The organism is Sphingobacterium sp. UBA1897 (assembly GCF_002337775.1).
Taxonomy (GTDB): domain Bacteria; phylum Bacteroidota; class Bacteroidia; order Sphingobacteriales; family Sphingobacteriaceae; genus Sphingobacterium; species Sphingobacterium siyangense.
Window position 1 is genome coordinate 92,939 of sequence record NZ_DDGR01000006.1, and the last position, 15,735, is coordinate 108,673.

Here is a 15,735-nt window from a genome sequence, read left to right on the forward strand (position 1 = left end):
AAGTGAAGTCTTGAAGAAAGCCGAACTGTGTGCTTTCTTTATGAAAATCCTAGCGAAAAGTTGCTTAAGGCTTCGCATAAGGTAATCGTTCAATCCGGCTTGTGGTATGATAGCTGTCAAGACCACTTGAGGTAACTGTCCCGGCTTCTTCGATATCGATATAACCATCCTCTTTTAAGCAGTTATCGGGTACGAAAGCTGTTTTTATTTGGCCGATGATCAATGTTGTACCGTTCAGCTCAATAGCTGTTTTCTGAACAAAGCTGCAGGCGAATTTTATTTTACTTTCTTGGACAAAAGGGGCCGGAATATTTTCCAGGTATTCAGGGGTAAGTCCAACCTGTTCAAATTCGCTAACACCTTTTGGATATTTTGCACTACATTGGTGTGCCTCATGTACAAATTCGGGTGAGACATGATTAATCGTATACCATTTCTGCTCCAGGATATTATCCAGGGTGCTGCTAAAATCTGTCGCCGGCCGAAGTATAATGCCACAGAGTGCCGGATCTGCGCCCAGGTGGAACAAACTGCTGAACGTGGCAAGGTTTTCATTTCCGTCCCTGTTTTTTGTACTGATCAATACCAGGCTTTTAAAGCCGCCCAGCGAGTTTATAAAATTTGCTCTGTATCTTCTTTCAAATGCAGCAATTGCGTTCTCATTATAAATCATCGTTTATGAATTCTTATTTTAAGGTTTAGCTATTCTATTAATCATGCCCCTAAATATGAAGCCGTGAAAAGGCCATACGGCATACCAATAGAGCCTTCCGGCAAGGCCCAGGGGTCTAAAGGTCGCGGTCTGCAGCAGGATATTATTTTCGATTTTAAATTCTAGCCATGCTTCTCCAGGAAGTTTCATTTCGGCATAGAGCAGCAATCGTTTTGTCTTTTTATCTGCGATCAGCACGCGCCAAAAATCAAGTGCATCACCTGCAGCCAGATCGCTTTTATTTTTTCGTCCCCTTCGCATACCCACTCCGCCGACCAATTGATCCATGAATCCACGGATTTTCCAGAGCCAGTTGCCATAATACCAGCCAGAATTTCCTCCAATGGACCAGATTTTGGTCAATGATGCTTCACTATTGTGGAGGGGAATCGAGCGGACATCTTTAAAGCAACCATAACTGGGCACTTCCAGTAGCCTGCTGAGGCCGCCCGATAAAATGTGACTGGTCTGTGCATCTTTCCAGCTGGAAACCACATTGTCGCTTTCAATTTTTTGAAATGCTAATTGGATGGATTGCCTGTAATTGATCAACGTAATACCGAGTTCGTCCGCTAGATTATTGGGTTTACAGATCACTTCTACTTTCATGCTATCGACCAGGTTTTTGGCCAGGTTATAAGACGTCGAGGTAACAAAATAGAGCCAGTAGGAGGAAAGACGCGGCGTCATGAGCGGGATAACAAAGATCTGTCGCCTAAGTTTTCGTTCGGCAGCATATTGCAGCAGCATATCTTTGTAGCTAAGGATGTCTGGCCCCCCGATATCATAGCTTTTGTTAAAGGTATGCGGGTTGGCGATAACACCGATCATAAATTCGATCACGTTGCGTATGGCGATGGGCTGACATTTCGTTTGCAACCATTTGGGCGTAATCATCACCGGGAGTTTTTCCACAAGATCCCGAATAATCTCGAAAGATGCGCTTCCCGAGCCAACGATGATACCGGCCCGCAAGGTGGTGATCGGAATCCGTCCGCTGGCCAGGATGTTTTCAACGTTTCTTCTCGAGTCGAGATGCTTCGATAAGTGATCCGAATTAATAATTCCACTCAGATAAATGATCTGTTGCGCGCTGGTTTTTTCCATAAAGTTGCGGAAGTTGGTCGCACATTGCGCTTCCATTTGCTGGAAATCACCTGACTGCGTCGCCATGGAATGGATCAGGAAATAAGCAATATCAATTTCAAGTGGAATTTCTTTCAGACTTTCGTTATCCAGGAAATCGACTTCAACAACTTGAACATGCCCCGGAATTGCCGAGGTATCAAAACGATTCTTATCTCTTACACAACAAATAATTTCATGCCCCTGTTCTAACAACACAGGCAAAAGACGTTTTCCAATATACCCCGTGACTCCGGTCAATAGAATTTTCATAGCCTGATTTGTTAAGTTCAGCTGTTATTTACTGTATACAAATATACCAAAATGCAACCTAATTTGTTTTTATTTAGTGTGTTTTTATTCTAAAGTAGAAATGGGCACGCTATTGATCTTTTATTTCTTCAGTAAGCAAAACTTGAATTGCAACATCATGTGTACAGCGTTTTTGGCTCTGCCCTGGCTTCGGCCAGCTCCAGTGTATTGGAGCCTTTGAAGAGTGCTTGCGGCATCGCCAGCCATACGCTACATGAATAGGGTGCTTGCTAAATGACCTAAAAGAGAGCGTGGAAAGGGGGATAATAAAGGCGCACGAGAGCGTGCGCCTTACAGTTTATGAATGCAGTTTTTGACAAGCTGCTTTGGTGGAAACACTTAACTTCTGATTTCCCTTCGCATAAAAATGTAATAGGACCAGGCAAAACAGACCATCATGGCTGCGCAGAGTCCACTGACCTGTGGCCAGACCATCAGAAAACTTTCCCGAAAGGAAAGCGGTGCGGGGATGGCACCGACCATCTGTTCCATGGAAATGGGACCCAAGCTGCGTACAGAGGGCATCAATAGGGTAGTGGTGGCATCGGTATAGAGCTGGCTCGGTGATAAGCGGAGCAGATTTAAGATGAGCTCATTATAGCCGATGTACTCCTGCTCCGAAATATAATTGGGGTTGGGCAAAAAGGGACGTATTGCCAGATTGACCAGGATAGGAAAGAATACCGTAAAAAACAACCAGATGCCGATAGCGGTAAGTGCTGAGGTGGCCGGCTGGCGAAAGCGGATCGACAACAGGATGGAAAGGCTCAGCCAGAAGGCAACATAGAGCACACTGATCAAGGTAAAACCGAAGATACGCAGCAACTCTTGGGGTTCTATCCGGACACCTGTACCCAGGAGACCGCCGCCGATCATCAGCATGACCAGCGCAACAAATAATGTGCCCACCACGGCCAGTGGCGCCAGAAATTTGGCGAACAGCAGGTTGTCTCGGTAAATTGGCTGCGCCAGCAAACGGGTGAGTGTTCCGTTGTTGTATTCTGCATTGACGGCGTCAAAACCCAGGGCTATGCCCAGTAGTGGCGCTAGAAAGTTTAAAAAAACATGAAATGGCGGAATGGAATTATCCGTTGTGGTCAGTAGCTTGAGATAAAGAAATGACTGATCAGGATCGCGCATATTGCTGACAGCGTCCTTGAGCCCCATGGATGAAACGTAGAGGGATGCGCCGAAAGTCAGTACGATGAGCAGGATCAGTATAATAAAACGCCAGCTGCGGATATGTGCCGCAATTTCTTTGCGGACCAGCACCTGCATCGGAAAGGATGGCCGTTTATTGGTATCTTTTGAAGAAACCCTTGGATTTTTCATAGGCATTATCTGTAGTTATGCTGTTCTCAAAATATGTATTATAAATATCGTCGAGCTGATAGTCGTTGCGGTTCACGGAAACGATATCAGCGCCATTGTTTACCAGCATGCGTACCGCTATTGCAGTCATATCGCTATCTGCCTTTAATTCGATCGTAAATCCGTTCACTTTAAGACTACGGAGTCCGGGCAGCGCCCTTAATGCTTCGTCAAACCGTTTGGTATCGCCCTGGGCATGGTCAAGGGTAATGACGGTACTGATACCTTTCTGCTGCTGCAGGTTATGGGCAAGGCTTTCGAGCGATCCTTCAACCAGTAATTTTCCGCCAACAAAAATACCCACCCGATCGCATACACGCTGCACCTGGTGGAGGTGGTGTGAAGAAAGCAGTACCGTTAGGTTATGCTCCCTGCTGAGCTGCTTGATGAGCTCAAGGAATTCGTCAACACCCTTGGGATCAATGCCCAGCGTAGGCTCATCAAGGATGGCAACCTCGGGAGCCTTGATCAGCACTTCGGCCAAGCCTAGACGTTGTTTCATACCGCGGGAAAAAGCGCCGGTTTTTTTATGCATTTCCCGTTCGAGCCCCACGATATGTAACATGTCTTTTGCAGAAGCTTGTGCATAGGATTCTGTGAGACCATTTAATCTGGCAATAAAGCTTAGGTTTTCCAGCGCTGTCATATCCGGGTAGAAACCTACATTGTCGGGCAGGTAGCCAACTTTTCGTTTCACGGCGATCGGATTGCGCGTGGCATTATGGCCACAGACATAGGCTGTGCCGGAAGTGGGTTCGGTCAGGCCCAGCATCATGAGGATGCTGGTTGTCTTGCCGGCACCATTGGGGCCGAGCAGGCCAAAGATCTCTCCGGGATAAATGTGCAGGTCCAACTGATCTACAGCGGTTACTTTGCCGTAGCTTTTTGTCAGTCCTGTCAATTGAATGATAGGATCCTTCATCATGATAATCTTTTTGTAGCGCCCTTATCTGCGGCCGTATTTGCGGATGAGAAAATACACCAAACCAATGGCCAATACAATGACAAGCATACCGATCCAGCCAGAAAGCAAAGAAGTTTTCACAATCATACGGAATGAAATGTCGGCGCTGCTGTTGGGTGATTTGATCTCAAATTTGGAAGCATAGTCACCGGCAATAGTTTTGTCGGGAACTTTTAGGTTGACTTTGACGTCAATAGATTTACCTGCTTCGAGCTGTTTGATGTTCGACGGATCGAAGCTTGCCTCCCATCGGCTGGGTAATTGGGACGTCAGTTCCAAGGCATTGAGCGGCAGGGTGCCCGTGTTTTTGACTTTAAGTAGAATTTCTTTGCTGCTACCAGATACGACTTCGTCACTTAGCCGCCCACTGGGGTTGGTCAACTCAAGGGCATAGGAGCCTTTGACGACTGCTTCGAGCTCAAGCTTTAAGGTATCGGTTGAGGATATAGCCCGTATCGGAATTTTATATTTATCGGGCTTGGCCGTGATCGGACAGCTGATTTCAATGCTGATTTCCTGTGCCTTATTGGGCTGCATCTGAAGGGAAGTCACTTGCGAGCCTTCTACGCGGTAGCTAATCTGCCATCCATCGGGTAGCTGGGCATTCAGGTTGTAGTTAACCAATTGAGCAGATCCGTTGGTCAAGGTCGTCGTATAACGAAAAGGTTCGTTGCTGGGGGCCTCAATATTGATGAGCCTCGCTTCGAAACCGGATTTGAGGGGCTTCAAGGCTTGCCCCGATAGATAGAAACTGTTAGCCAGCACAATAAGTGCGATAAGAAATGGCCTGAAAGAAAAACGTCGGTCTGTGTTTGTAATTAGTAATTCTGTTAACATGATCCAATAACTAAAATTTATATTTAAATAGAATATTAGCTTTTAAAAAATGTCGGTTTGGGTATCAGCTACCTTTTTGAAAAACCGCACCCAAATTAAAAATCAATTTGATAAAAATCAAGATTGAAATAAAAAAAATGTGTTTAAATGGTCTATAGGCTGATAGCTTGTGTTGTATGCTGAAATGCACTTCCGTCAGTCAAAGTTTACTGATCGGAAGGTTTTCTTGATGATAATCTTGGTGTTCTCGGCCAACTCATCCAGTGTACAGTGGATGGATCGTAATTGTGTCCTCTGAATCGTAGCGTCGTTCAGAAGAAGATTGATGCGAAGACGTCTGCTGTCTGAGGCTTCAGGCTCACCGCGCAGTTCATCAAACAGTTCATGAATAATCTTTTCGCAGCTTTTTTGGTCAAAACTGGCGATAGTGATATAATGTCCGTGGCTGTACATCTGTAATTCAATATAGTAATTCGACGTTTTCATAATCTTCGTTTTAAAGATTGAAAAAAATAGGTTAGCCTCCGTGGGAGGCTAACCATTAAATTTGCTATCTGGATCTTTAGGATATTTCGATCATCCGCGGTTCTTTCTGTTTGGCTTCTTCTTTTTTGGGTATTGTCAATCGGAGCATACCATTCTCATAGTGTGCCTGAATATTGTCCTGATCGACAACCTCCTTCTGAAGTTCGAAGCTGCGTTGGAAAGATTGGTAGCTGAACTCCCGGCGTGTGTAGTTGTCGTGATGTTCCTCGTTTTGTTCTTCTTTAGCCGAGGATATGGTCAATAGATTGCCGTCGAGTGTCACCTTAAAATCTCCTTTGGCCATGCCAGGTGCGGCGACCTCCACTTCGAAGCTGTCTGCGTTTTCCTTGATGTTGACCGCAGGAACGGTGGTACTTGTTGATGAGTAATTTTTGTTGTCCCAGTTTAAAAGCTCACGGTTAAAATTATCAAACATGGGCGAAAAAAGTGAAAAATTGTTCCAGTTTCTTTTTGCAAGTTTCATAGTAACCTCCTTTTAATGAAGTATAACAATAATTTAAATCTATCAGTCGGCCGACTGTATTAAAAATCTCACAAAAAAGGTACCGAGCTTAAAAAACTGAAATTTTTGCAGCAAAACTGTCAAATTTTACCTGATAAATTGACAGAAAAGATAGAGGCTCTGTACAACATATCGAAAATTGATTTTTTTTCAAACGATGTTCAGCTCAATCTTGTCCTTATAATAATCCATTTGATGGATAACTTAGTTAGAAAAGACCGGGCTTCTTAGAGGTTTCTGGTCTTTTCTTTTTTGCTGGAAGCTACCGACTTCGATGGCACATAAAGGCCATAGGGAAGGGACAAAGGAAATGAAGCGACTTGCTAATAACTAGGTTATTTTGACAAGGCCTCCAGCACTTTTAAATGCGATCTAAATGCTGTCCAGAAGCTCCGAAACTCGTTGTATTGTATTTTATATTCCTTGCAGGTCTGCTTCACAATCCTATTGAGCGCAGGATAATGAACATGGCTGATCTTTGGAAAAAGGTGATGTTCAACCTGAAAATTGAGACCGCCAAGCAACCAGGTAAGTACCTTGCTGCCCGTAGCGAAATTTGCGGTGGACTGAATCTGATGAATCATCCATTCTTCTTCGACCTTTGACTGGTCAATGGTTTTGAATTCGGTTTCTTCCACCACATGGGCCAGCTGGAATACTGTGGCCAGACTCATACCACACACAGTACCAGAAATCAGCAAACCGATAAGTGTGGGCAGCCACCCGACGAAAATGATCGGAACAATGACAAATAAGCTGAAGTGAATTAGCTTACTGACCCAAAAAATAATACGCTCTTTGACCGGAAAATGAAATTGCTCCGTTTTATGTCCCATGCGCCCACGGAAATATTTCTCATAATCCTGATAAAAGATCCACGCTAAATAGGAGATTCCATAGAGCAACGGAAAATAAAAACGCTGATAGCGATGGTGTTTCCGAAGTTTCTGGTCGTGGTGTATACGCATAAACTTTACTTCGATATCGTGATCTTCGCCATCGATATTTGTATAGGTGTGGTGTGCAATATTATGTTTGAGCTTCCAAAAGTAGATATTGCCGCCCAGTAGATTGAGCGAGTAGGAGAGCACAGTGTTCAGGTTTTTATTGTCCGAAAAAGAATTGTGCCCAGCATCGTGCATAATGTTAAAACCAATCGCAGCGAGGTTAGCTCCGAAAATGACACATAATGCTATTGCAATACTCCAATGCAAAGGTGCGAATACCAGAAGGAGATACAATACCGCAAAGCTGATCAGGAGGATAGCGGCTTTCAGATAGATTTTACGATTCCCGGTTTTTGGCTGAAGTGAATTTTGAAAATAGTTATTAATTTTTTGTTTTAACGTTTTAGAGAACAATGTATTTACATTGCTGAATTTTACAGACTGGGACATTTGGATTTTTACTCGAGAGATATGCTTAATATTTATTACGTTCGATCTTGAGCGATAGAACAATGTAAATATACGCTATAAAATTTGAAAGATCGCGGTAATAAAGTTAAAGATTGTTAAAGGTCATTCTGCCATCCTTGATTTCCCATGGCCCGGAATATACACCTTTTGAATTTTTGAAGCCTCCGGTATTTATTCCGCGCCGAGGTATCCTGCACGTTAATCAACTATTCCATATCAATTTGCCGGAGCGCAGGTTTCTTTAAATGTAACACACAACTCGCACTAAAATTTATTTTACACTGTTCTGTCAGTTAAACGATTGCCTGAATGCTAAAGGTGAAACATTGGTTTTTTTCTTAAACAGTTTGTTGAACGATTGCGGATGTTCAAAACCGAGCTTATAGGCAATTTCGGCCACGGAAAGGCTTGTCGCCGTGAGTTGTTCCTTGGCTTCTTCAATTAACTTGTCGTGAATGTGCTGCTGTGTGTTTTTACCAGTAACGGAACGTAATAAATCGCTTAAATAACGTGCTGATACATGGAGGCTTTCGGCTAAATACTCTACGGTTGGAAGCCCCTGTTTTAGGGTTTCTTCGCTGTCGAAATAATCGTCCAGCAATTTTTCCAATTGGGTCAGCAGCGCATGGTTAACCGCTTTCCGAGTAATGAATTGACGCTCATAGAAGCGGTTGCTGTATTGCAAGAGCATATCAATTTGCGACAAAATAATATCTTGGGTATGCTTGTCGATATGCTGATATTCTTGTTCGATTTTAAGAAAAATTTCTATAATGTCTTTTTCTTCCCGTTCGGAGAGATGTAATGCTTCGTTAAGCGCATACGAAAAGAAATTGTAGTTTTTTATTTTGGTGGCTAGGGGATGGGTATACAAAAAATCAGGGTGGAATAGGAGCATGTAACCTTTTCCGCATTCGACCTTCATCTTTCTGATTTCGGCCATCGTCAACGATTGAATCTGCTTGGGCGCAATAAAATTCATTGTTCCTTTGTCGAAATCGTAATATTGTTGGCCGTACTTTATTTTTGCAGTAACATCTTTTTTCAGCGAAATACTGTAGAAATTCACGTAGAACTGCTCCCAGATGTCGCTTTCATCGGGTTTTATTCCAGCTACATCAATTACACTGACGAGCGGGTGTAATGGGGCCGGCAAGGACAATTGCCGATGAAATTCGGATATGGAATTGATACTATGCATCCTTTTTTTGTTATACAAATTTACAAAAAACAACTGCCTCGCAAGGCAGTTGCTGATTTAAAAAATTAGGCCTCAAATTGTTTCGCGATTTCTTGCCTGAAGGCTTCTTTTCCGATTTGTAATCGTCTTTCATAGAGCGCATGTGCATCTTCACCTGCCAGATAACGTACCTGATCTTTATTGTCCGTGGCGGCTTCATACACCACTTGGGCAATCTGCTCGGCAGTGGATGCATTTTGCATCATCAGGCCCATTTGTTCGAACAGTTTGTCTTCGATGTCCTGATAGTCGGACGTTCGGTTTAGATCCAAAGAACGACCTGCAAAATCTGTCGCTATTCCTCCCGGAGCAACTGTTTTGATGGCTATTCCAAATTTTTTCAGTTCAAAGGACATGCTTTCGCTCCAGCCCTCCAGGGCGAATTTTGTCGCATGATACATGGAATTTAGCGGGAATCCCATAAATCCACCAATCGATGTGGTCGAGATAAATAAACCACTTTTCTGTGCCTTAAAATGGGGAATAAAGGCTTGTGTAACCCGCAATACACCCAATAGATTCGTGTCGATTTGACGAAGTATTTTTTCGTCGCTCAACGTTTCAAAGGCACCCATTAACCCATAACCTGCATTATTGAAAACGACATCAATGTTACTTATAGCGATTGCTTTTGCTACAGTTTCTTTGATCTGGGCAGCATCGGTAACATCTAATTTTAATAGCCTGATGTTTTCGATCCCGGTAAGTTCGGTTTCATTTTCGGGATTACGCATGGTTGCGATCACATTCCAACCCGCCTGTTGAAATAATTTGGCAGTTGCTTTTCCCAAACCGGAAGAAGCCCCTGTAATGAAAATTGTCTTTTGCATGCTGTTATTGTTTGATTCCATACCACAAATGTCTAAAGAAGGCATCGGATACCTGTTGCCAAATTGAGCTTGATTGTAGCCAAAATGACGAAATCAAAATATGTGAAAAAAATCATCGCCAATGGAGCGGAAAATTCATCGACTTTGGCACGATTATTTGTTGATATTCGTTATAAAAATAATGCAATGTTAAGCTGATTTTTGCTCGATTTTATACTTTTTATCGTATTCGTATTGGCGTAATTGCTGTATTTTAAAAATTTTAGAAGATCTATATTTATGCAAGGCACAATTGACGGGATAAGCGGGGAACCACATCGTTCACAGGTGTTCCGTTTAACTTACAAAGGACAGGATTATCAGCTAGTGTTGTTGAAAAAATCTTTATCAAAGCTCGATACGGAATTGCCAATTTCGCTTGATGGAATTGACCAAAAACTCGTAAAAAAAGGCGACCACTGGTTTTTTGAAAACAGGCATTCAGATCAGCATTTTGCGACAGAAATCTGGCGCAATTTATCGCTTCGCTATCGCCTCTAAGATCAAAAGTCTGCTGTATGGTGGCCCGCCGCTCAATATGCAGCAGATTTTAAGGATGCTATCTTAGCTTGTAGCCATCTTCCGTCTAAACTCCAGTGGTGAGAGCTCCGTTTTCTTTTTGAATAAACGATTGAGTGACTGCGGTTGTTCAAAACCCAGCTGATAGGCAATTTCGGCAACGGAAAGCTCCGACCTGGACAGCAGATCTTTCGCTTTTTCGATGAGCTTATGTTGGATATGGTTCTGCGCACTTTCACCGGTCTGTAACCGTAATAAATCGCTTAAATAGTTTTTCGACATATTCAGCCGCTCAGCAAAGTAGCCCACCTGCGGCAAGCCCTTGTGTTGGGTTTTGGCTTCAAAATACTGATCCAACAATTGTTCAAACCGGCTCACCAAGGGCACATTGTGTACCTTACGCGTAATAAATTGCCGGTTATAAAACCGCCGCGAATACACCAGCAACAGTTCGATGAAACTGACAATGGCATCCTGGCTATAGCTGTCGATTGGACTGTCATATTCGCTTAAGATCCCTTTTCCGATATTTCGGATCTGCTCTTTCTCCCGGTCGGACAGAAAAAGTGCTTCGTTGACTTCGTAATCGAAAAAACTATAGCTGCGGATTTTGTGTGCCAGGTCATAGGTGCGGATAAAATCGGGATGGAAAACAAGGGAATAACCTACTTCGGCATGGGCAGTATCGGGATCAACACTGATCGTCTGCCCGGGTTTAAAGAAGGTCATCAGGCCTTCCCGGAAGTCGTACTGATGTGGGCCATAACCCAATACGCATTGTGCATCTTCTTTGATGGAAATGCAGTACAGGTTGAGCTGAAAGGTGGTCTCGACCGTTGGATGTATATGCTTGTTTTTGGAGAAATCGGTGATGCTAAAAAGCGGATGCTGCGGTTTGGGCAGCTGTAGCGCTTCATGATAGTCGGCGATACTATTGATCCTGATCAGTACGGGTTCTTTCTTTGACATGCTCTTTTTGCCTGTTAAATAATAGCCTAATTTAAGTAAAATGCCATGCGGTTTTTGCTCGCATGGCATTTATATTTTTTAAGATTGCAGCGGAATACTTACATCGCGGGATCCGGTATCCAGTCCGATCGGCAGAATAGCCTCAATGCGTTGCAGCTCTTCGGCGGTCAATAGGATGTCTGTTGCGGCGATATTCTGCTCCACATAGCGCACTCTTTTTGTCCCCGGTATCGGCACGATTCCTTTTTGGATCAGCCAGGCAAGGGCCAGCTGCGACGAGGTAACGTCTTTTTCTTTTCCAATCTGTTCGAGTTCACGCACCAGATCGAGGTTTTTATAAAACTGCTCGCCCTGAAACCTCGGGATAAGCCTGCGGAAATCATCTTCGGGGATATCGTCCGGCGACTTGATCTCACCCGTGATAAATCCACGGCCCAAAGGGGAGTAGGCGACCAGGCCTATACCCAGCTCCCGTGTCAGATCGTATACGCCATTGGTCTCTACTTCGCGTCCGAACAGGGAAATTTCATTCTGCACAGCCGTGATCGGGAAGGTCGCATGTGCCCTGCTGATCTGCTCGGCACTGACTTCCGAAATGCCCAGGTACCTGACCTTGCCCGCTGTGACCAGCTCGCCCATGGCACCTACGGTTTCCTCAATGGGTACATTGGGGTCGGGGCGGTGCATATAATAGAGGTCAATCACATCGGTATCGAGGTTTTTCAGCGAGCGCTCGATAGACTTTCGGATATAATCTGGCCGACCGTTTATGCGCCAGGTCACCTGATCCTTATCATCAATCTCAAAGCCGAACTTGCTGGCTAGGATATAGTCGTTGCGCTTGCCGCGTATGGCCCTGGAGATCAACCTTTCGTTTTCAAAGGGCCCATACAGATCGGCCGTATCCAAAAAATTGCCCCCCAGTTCCAACGAACGGTGGATGGTAGCTATGGATTCTTTTTCGTCGGCCTTGCCGTAGATATCGCCAGTGGACGCAAAACTGCTCATCCCCATACAGCCTAAGCCGATCATTGGAATTTCAAGTCCCTGCGTGCCTAATTTTCTTGTTTTCATCTGCTTCTTATTTTTGTTACCCAAAATTACAAAGCAGCGCCTGCAGCATGTTTACCCCAATTACGGAAACTTGTAACTGAATTACGGATCTAATCGCTAATTAAGCTACCCTGAATTTATCGTTATAAGCATCTTCCAAGTACTGTCCCAACGTTCTTGTCCGTTCGGTATCAATGGTACTGATGTAGCGATGGAACATCTGCTCGGTACTGTGACCTGTTGCTTCCATCAATAGCGGGGTGGGGATTTTACCGTAAAAATTTGAGGCAAAGCTTCTTCTTCCGATGTGGCTTGTGATCGCTTCCCATTTTTGCACAAACATTTCTACCGCCCGGAAGCCCTTTCTTTTGCGGACTTTGACGAGGCTATTGATACCGGCAAGTTCCGCGACTTCCTTGATCTGCAGATTATACTTTTGCGCAGTAAGCTTCTCGGGAAATACGTTTAAATTGCCCGACAATATGGTCAATGGTACCGGATGTAAAGGCAGCAGAATTTCTTTTTGCGTTTTCTGCTGGACAAATGAGATACAGGGTTTTCCCTTGATTATCTCGAGGTTCTGGATATCAAAATTCATGAAATCTGAAATGCGCTGGCCGGTGTAGCAGCTGATGATCAGCCAGTCCCGGGCTGCCTGTAGGCTTAGCGGGACATCCGTTTCCTTGAGTTTTACCAGTTCATCCTCACTGAGGGTGACAAATAGATTGACTTTTTTTTCCTTGGGAAGTTCAAGTTCATATACGTAGGTTCTGACCCCTCTTTTTTCCAGAAAATTGAGTACCGTCCGGACAAAATGTATGGTGCGGCCGATCGTACTTTTATTGTATTCTTCCAGCTCGCCAAATTCAAGGAACTCTTTGACAAAGGATGCATTGACTTCGTGCAGCAAAAGGTGTCTTTTGCGATGGCCTTCAAATCGCTCAAGCAAATGGAGGAATACCCGGTAACGCTTGGAAGTCGGTTCGGAAATAAGGTGGGCACGGCTCCGGATATAGGCTTCCACATAATCTAGCAGGCTGTTGGCGGGGCGACAAGTCTTTGTGCCATCACAATTTTCTTTTATGATCTTGCGGAGTTTGATAGGCGAAATTTTGCTGTTTTTTGCCGTGACATTGGCCAGGTATTCGGCGATTCCGATTTTTAGCCTATCGAGCTTGGCATTTAAATTTTTATTTTTTTTGAGGTAAATATTGTGGGGTCGCTGTTTTTTTAAATCCCATAAATCCGGGCAAATTTTAAGGGGAGTATTGATCACATGTTCCGTCTGAGAATCATCAAGGATCGTGAGGGATATTGTTGAAAAAGGGGAGGAATATAGCAGCGTAAATTTGAAATTTATCATTGGACTTGAATCTAATTTTCTGAAAATAAATATATAAGTTTTCCAGAGAAGTCCAATTCAGACTACAGTTCCAATAATCAAATGTAACTATTTTACCTTACAAAAAATAATCTAATAAATATTATTAAAAACTACACCTTAATCGCTATTCATTTCATGACAAATTCTATTTAGCTAGATAATTTCATTTTTTTTATCCTTTATAAATCAGTTAATTAAAAAAAAGTTGTAGTCTGAATTGGACTACAGTACTATGTAACTAACGCATATATTTCAAACTTAAACAGAATCGCAAATGAAGGATCAATTAAAGTCCAAACGAGAATATATACCACCTGCAATTCATGCAACCAGCGTGGAGATGGAGGATGCTTTCGGGGCTATACAGGTTACTTTTGTAGCAGGAACTGAACAGGACTATTTGCCATTGGATATTTTGCAGAAGGGAGAAGATGGCAACTGAGATCGGAAGAAAAATAAAAATAGCATTTGTCGACGATAGTCTCTTTCAGCGGACGCTCATGAAAATAGTGCTTGTCAACAATGAAACATTTGACCTGCGTTTTAATTGCAGTAATGGACTGGAGCTCCTGAAAAAACTCGAAAGTACCGCCGAGCTGCCCGACGTATGCCTTGCGGATCTTAATATGCCTGTAATGGATGGACATGAGGCCGCTCTTCATATCCGCGATCGGTTTCCGTCGATTAAAGTATTCGGGTATACGACCACAGATAATATCACCGAACTTGAACGGTTTAAGGCCAACGGTGCACTTTTCATTTTCAGTAAAACCAACCTGAGAATGACATTGGACGAAATTAAATATTGGCTTGATGATGACATCCGATCGCCATTAAGCAAAAAATAGATACATAGCATAGCTCATTTATGGACAGTAAAGCGGCTGAATTTGAAATTATACCTTTAAAGGAATGGCAGCAGCAGCGGTTTCCCCATTGGTATCATGGTCAGGATCTTTTCAATATCCTGGTACTATTTGATGACATTGAGATCCGCCTGGCGAATGATTCTTTTTGCATGGAAGGCAATACGCTGGTTTTTATTGGTCCTGCGAAAGATTTTACCCTCAGTGGATCGGGCACTCCGAGCGGGTATCTGATCCGCTTTACTTCACGGTTTTACGAAAGGTCGGCCCTGGACAGGACATTGATCAATTCGGGACTATTTTTTGACAGTGAAAGATTGCTCAAGGCTGTTAAAAGCCGGATAAAACAGGAAGAGATGAAGATGCAGATCATGGGAAATATCCAAGGTTATCAATCAAAAAACGCCGCTGTAACATCGCTGATCGTGCACAACTTCATCGAGTCTATCCTTTTACAAGGGATATGGGAAACAGATTTCGATAAGGAACTCAGCAGGGGTACGGACAGTACGGTGCAGGGAATGGCCAATCGTTTTTCCATACTCGTACACAAACATTATAAAGAAAATTGCAACGTCAAATTCTATGCAGACAAACTACATATTACGCCAAGAAAGTTAACCAATCTATGTACGGAAGTCTGGAATAAAACGGCTAAGAATGCCATTATCGACATCGTTCTGAAAGAAGCGCTGCGCTATATTGAACATACGGATCTTTCTATTTCCCAGATCTCCTATGAAATGGGATTTTCAGAAGAATCCAATTTTCGGCATTTTATCAAAAAACATTCCGGTTCCAATCCATTGCAGTACCGTGAAAGAATGCGAGCGGCCAGCGGTTCATATGCGCATGAGTAGCTTTTTTTTGTGTGGATTTTTGTAAAAAAACTGGAACGAATCCCTTCGCCCCAGTGTCCATTAATATTATATTAAATAACAACCCGCAAAAAAGTTGTTATCCAAAAGTAGGACGATAAGGGCTGTGAAAGTATGTGAATAGCGGCATTAAACGTGTAAAAATTGGAAATCGAAAGGACTGTGGGGGC

The 15,735-nt window shown here is 43.4% G+C and carries 17 protein-coding genes; 4 read left to right on the top strand and 13 right to left on the bottom strand.

Annotated features, from left to right (window positions below; genetic code table 11):
- Nucleotides 1–64: 64 nt before the first annotated feature.
- From B4N43_RS04685 to B4N43_RS04730, 10 genes are all read right to left on the bottom strand, one after another.
- Entirely contained in the window at nt 65–673 is a 609-nt protein-coding gene (locus tag B4N43_RS04685; RefSeq protein WP_286733154.1) for a flavin reductase family protein, read from the bottom strand.
- A gap of 18 nt (nt 674–691) precedes the next feature.
- Entirely contained in the window at nt 692–2,110 is a 1,419-nt protein-coding gene (locus tag B4N43_RS04690; RefSeq protein ID WP_286733155.1) for an SDR family oxidoreductase, read from the bottom strand.
- A 378-nt stretch (nt 2,111–2,488) separates the two neighbouring features.
- Nucleotides 2,489–3,481 carry an ABC transporter permease gene (locus tag B4N43_RS04695; protein WP_182331780.1) on the bottom strand — a complete coding sequence of 331 codons (993 nt, stop codon included), beginning with the start codon at nt 3,479–3,481 and terminating at the stop codon, nt 2,489–2,491.
- Complete coding sequence (locus B4N43_RS04700; protein WP_312460869.1) at nt 3,444–4,445, bottom strand: ABC transporter ATP-binding protein; 1,002 nt, start codon at nt 4,443–4,445, stop codon at nt 3,444–3,446. Before B4N43_RS04700 ends, B4N43_RS04695 begins: the two co-directional genes overlap by 38 nt.
- Nucleotides 4,446–4,466: 21 nt before the next feature.
- A complete protein-coding gene (locus B4N43_RS04705) occupies nt 4,467–5,321 on the bottom strand; it encodes an NEW3 domain-containing protein (RefSeq protein WP_286733157.1) in 855 nt (284 codons plus the stop codon).
- A gap of 195 nt (nt 5,322–5,516) precedes the next feature.
- Nucleotides 5,517–5,807 carry a hypothetical protein gene (locus B4N43_RS04710; RefSeq protein WP_120334036.1) on the bottom strand — a complete coding sequence of 97 codons (291 nt, stop codon included), beginning with the start codon at nt 5,805–5,807 and terminating at the stop codon, nt 5,517–5,519.
- 76 nt (nt 5,808–5,883) lie between these two features.
- Entirely contained in the window at nt 5,884–6,330 is a 447-nt protein-coding gene (locus B4N43_RS04715) for an Hsp20/alpha crystallin family protein (RefSeq protein WP_286733160.1), read from the bottom strand.
- Nucleotides 6,331–6,704: 374 nt separating this feature from the next.
- Complete coding sequence (locus tag B4N43_RS04720; RefSeq protein WP_075992935.1) at nt 6,705–7,766, bottom strand: fatty acid desaturase family protein; 1,062 nt, start codon at nt 7,764–7,766, stop codon at nt 6,705–6,707.
- A 310-nt stretch (nt 7,767–8,076) separates the two neighbouring features.
- Nucleotides 8,077–8,988 (bottom strand): helix-turn-helix domain-containing protein, encoded by a 912-nt coding sequence (locus B4N43_RS04725; protein WP_075992934.1) that lies wholly within the window; start codon nt 8,986–8,988, stop codon nt 8,077–8,079.
- A 65-nt stretch (nt 8,989–9,053) separates the two neighbouring features.
- Nucleotides 9,054–9,857: an SDR family oxidoreductase gene (locus tag B4N43_RS04730; RefSeq protein WP_075994843.1), complete on the bottom strand. Its 804-nt coding sequence runs from the start codon at nt 9,855–9,857 to the stop codon at nt 9,054–9,056.
- 279 nt (nt 9,858–10,136) lie between these two features.
- On the opposite strand from B4N43_RS04730, the gene B4N43_RS04735 reads away from it, so the two are divergent.
- Nucleotides 10,137–10,397, top strand: a complete 261-nt coding sequence (locus tag B4N43_RS04735; protein ID WP_075992933.1) for a hypothetical protein — start codon at nt 10,137–10,139, stop codon at nt 10,395–10,397.
- Between the two features lie 63 nt (nt 10,398–10,460).
- Here B4N43_RS04735 and B4N43_RS04740 read toward each other — a convergent pair whose 3' ends face one another.
- The 3 genes from B4N43_RS04740 to B4N43_RS04750 form a co-directional block, all read right to left on the bottom strand.
- Complete coding sequence (locus B4N43_RS04740) at nt 10,461–11,384, bottom strand: helix-turn-helix domain-containing protein (protein WP_286733166.1); 924 nt, start codon at nt 11,382–11,384, stop codon at nt 10,461–10,463.
- A gap of 78 nt (nt 11,385–11,462) precedes the next feature.
- The gene (locus B4N43_RS04745; protein WP_075992931.1) at nt 11,463–12,458 is read right to left on the bottom strand and encodes an aldo/keto reductase; all 996 of its coding nucleotides are present in this window, start codon (nt 12,456–12,458) and stop codon (nt 11,463–11,465) included.
- 100 nt (nt 12,459–12,558) lie between these two features.
- Nucleotides 12,559–13,800, bottom strand: coding sequence for a site-specific integrase (locus tag B4N43_RS04750; protein ID WP_286733169.1), 1,242 nt, complete (start codon nt 13,798–13,800; stop codon nt 12,559–12,561).
- Nucleotides 13,801–14,095: 295 nt separating this feature from the next.
- On the opposite strand from B4N43_RS04750, the gene B4N43_RS04755 reads away from it, so the two are divergent.
- Genes B4N43_RS04755 through B4N43_RS04765 form a run of 3 tightly spaced genes read left to right on the top strand, consistent with a single transcriptional unit; the run spans nt 14,096 to nt 15,547 of the window.
- Nucleotides 14,096–14,263: a hypothetical protein gene (locus tag B4N43_RS04755; RefSeq protein ID WP_158638771.1), complete on the top strand. Its 168-nt coding sequence runs from the start codon at nt 14,096–14,098 to the stop codon at nt 14,261–14,263.
- Nucleotides 14,253–14,669, top strand: a complete 417-nt coding sequence (locus B4N43_RS04760) for a response regulator (RefSeq protein WP_286733172.1) — start codon at nt 14,253–14,255, stop codon at nt 14,667–14,669. Before B4N43_RS04755 ends, B4N43_RS04760 begins: the two co-directional genes overlap by 11 nt.
- Nucleotides 14,670–14,689: 20 nt before the next feature.
- Nucleotides 14,690–15,547 (top strand): helix-turn-helix domain-containing protein, encoded by an 858-nt coding sequence (locus B4N43_RS04765; protein ID WP_286733174.1) that lies wholly within the window; start codon nt 14,690–14,692, stop codon nt 15,545–15,547.
- Nucleotides 15,548–15,735: the final 188 nt, after the last annotated feature.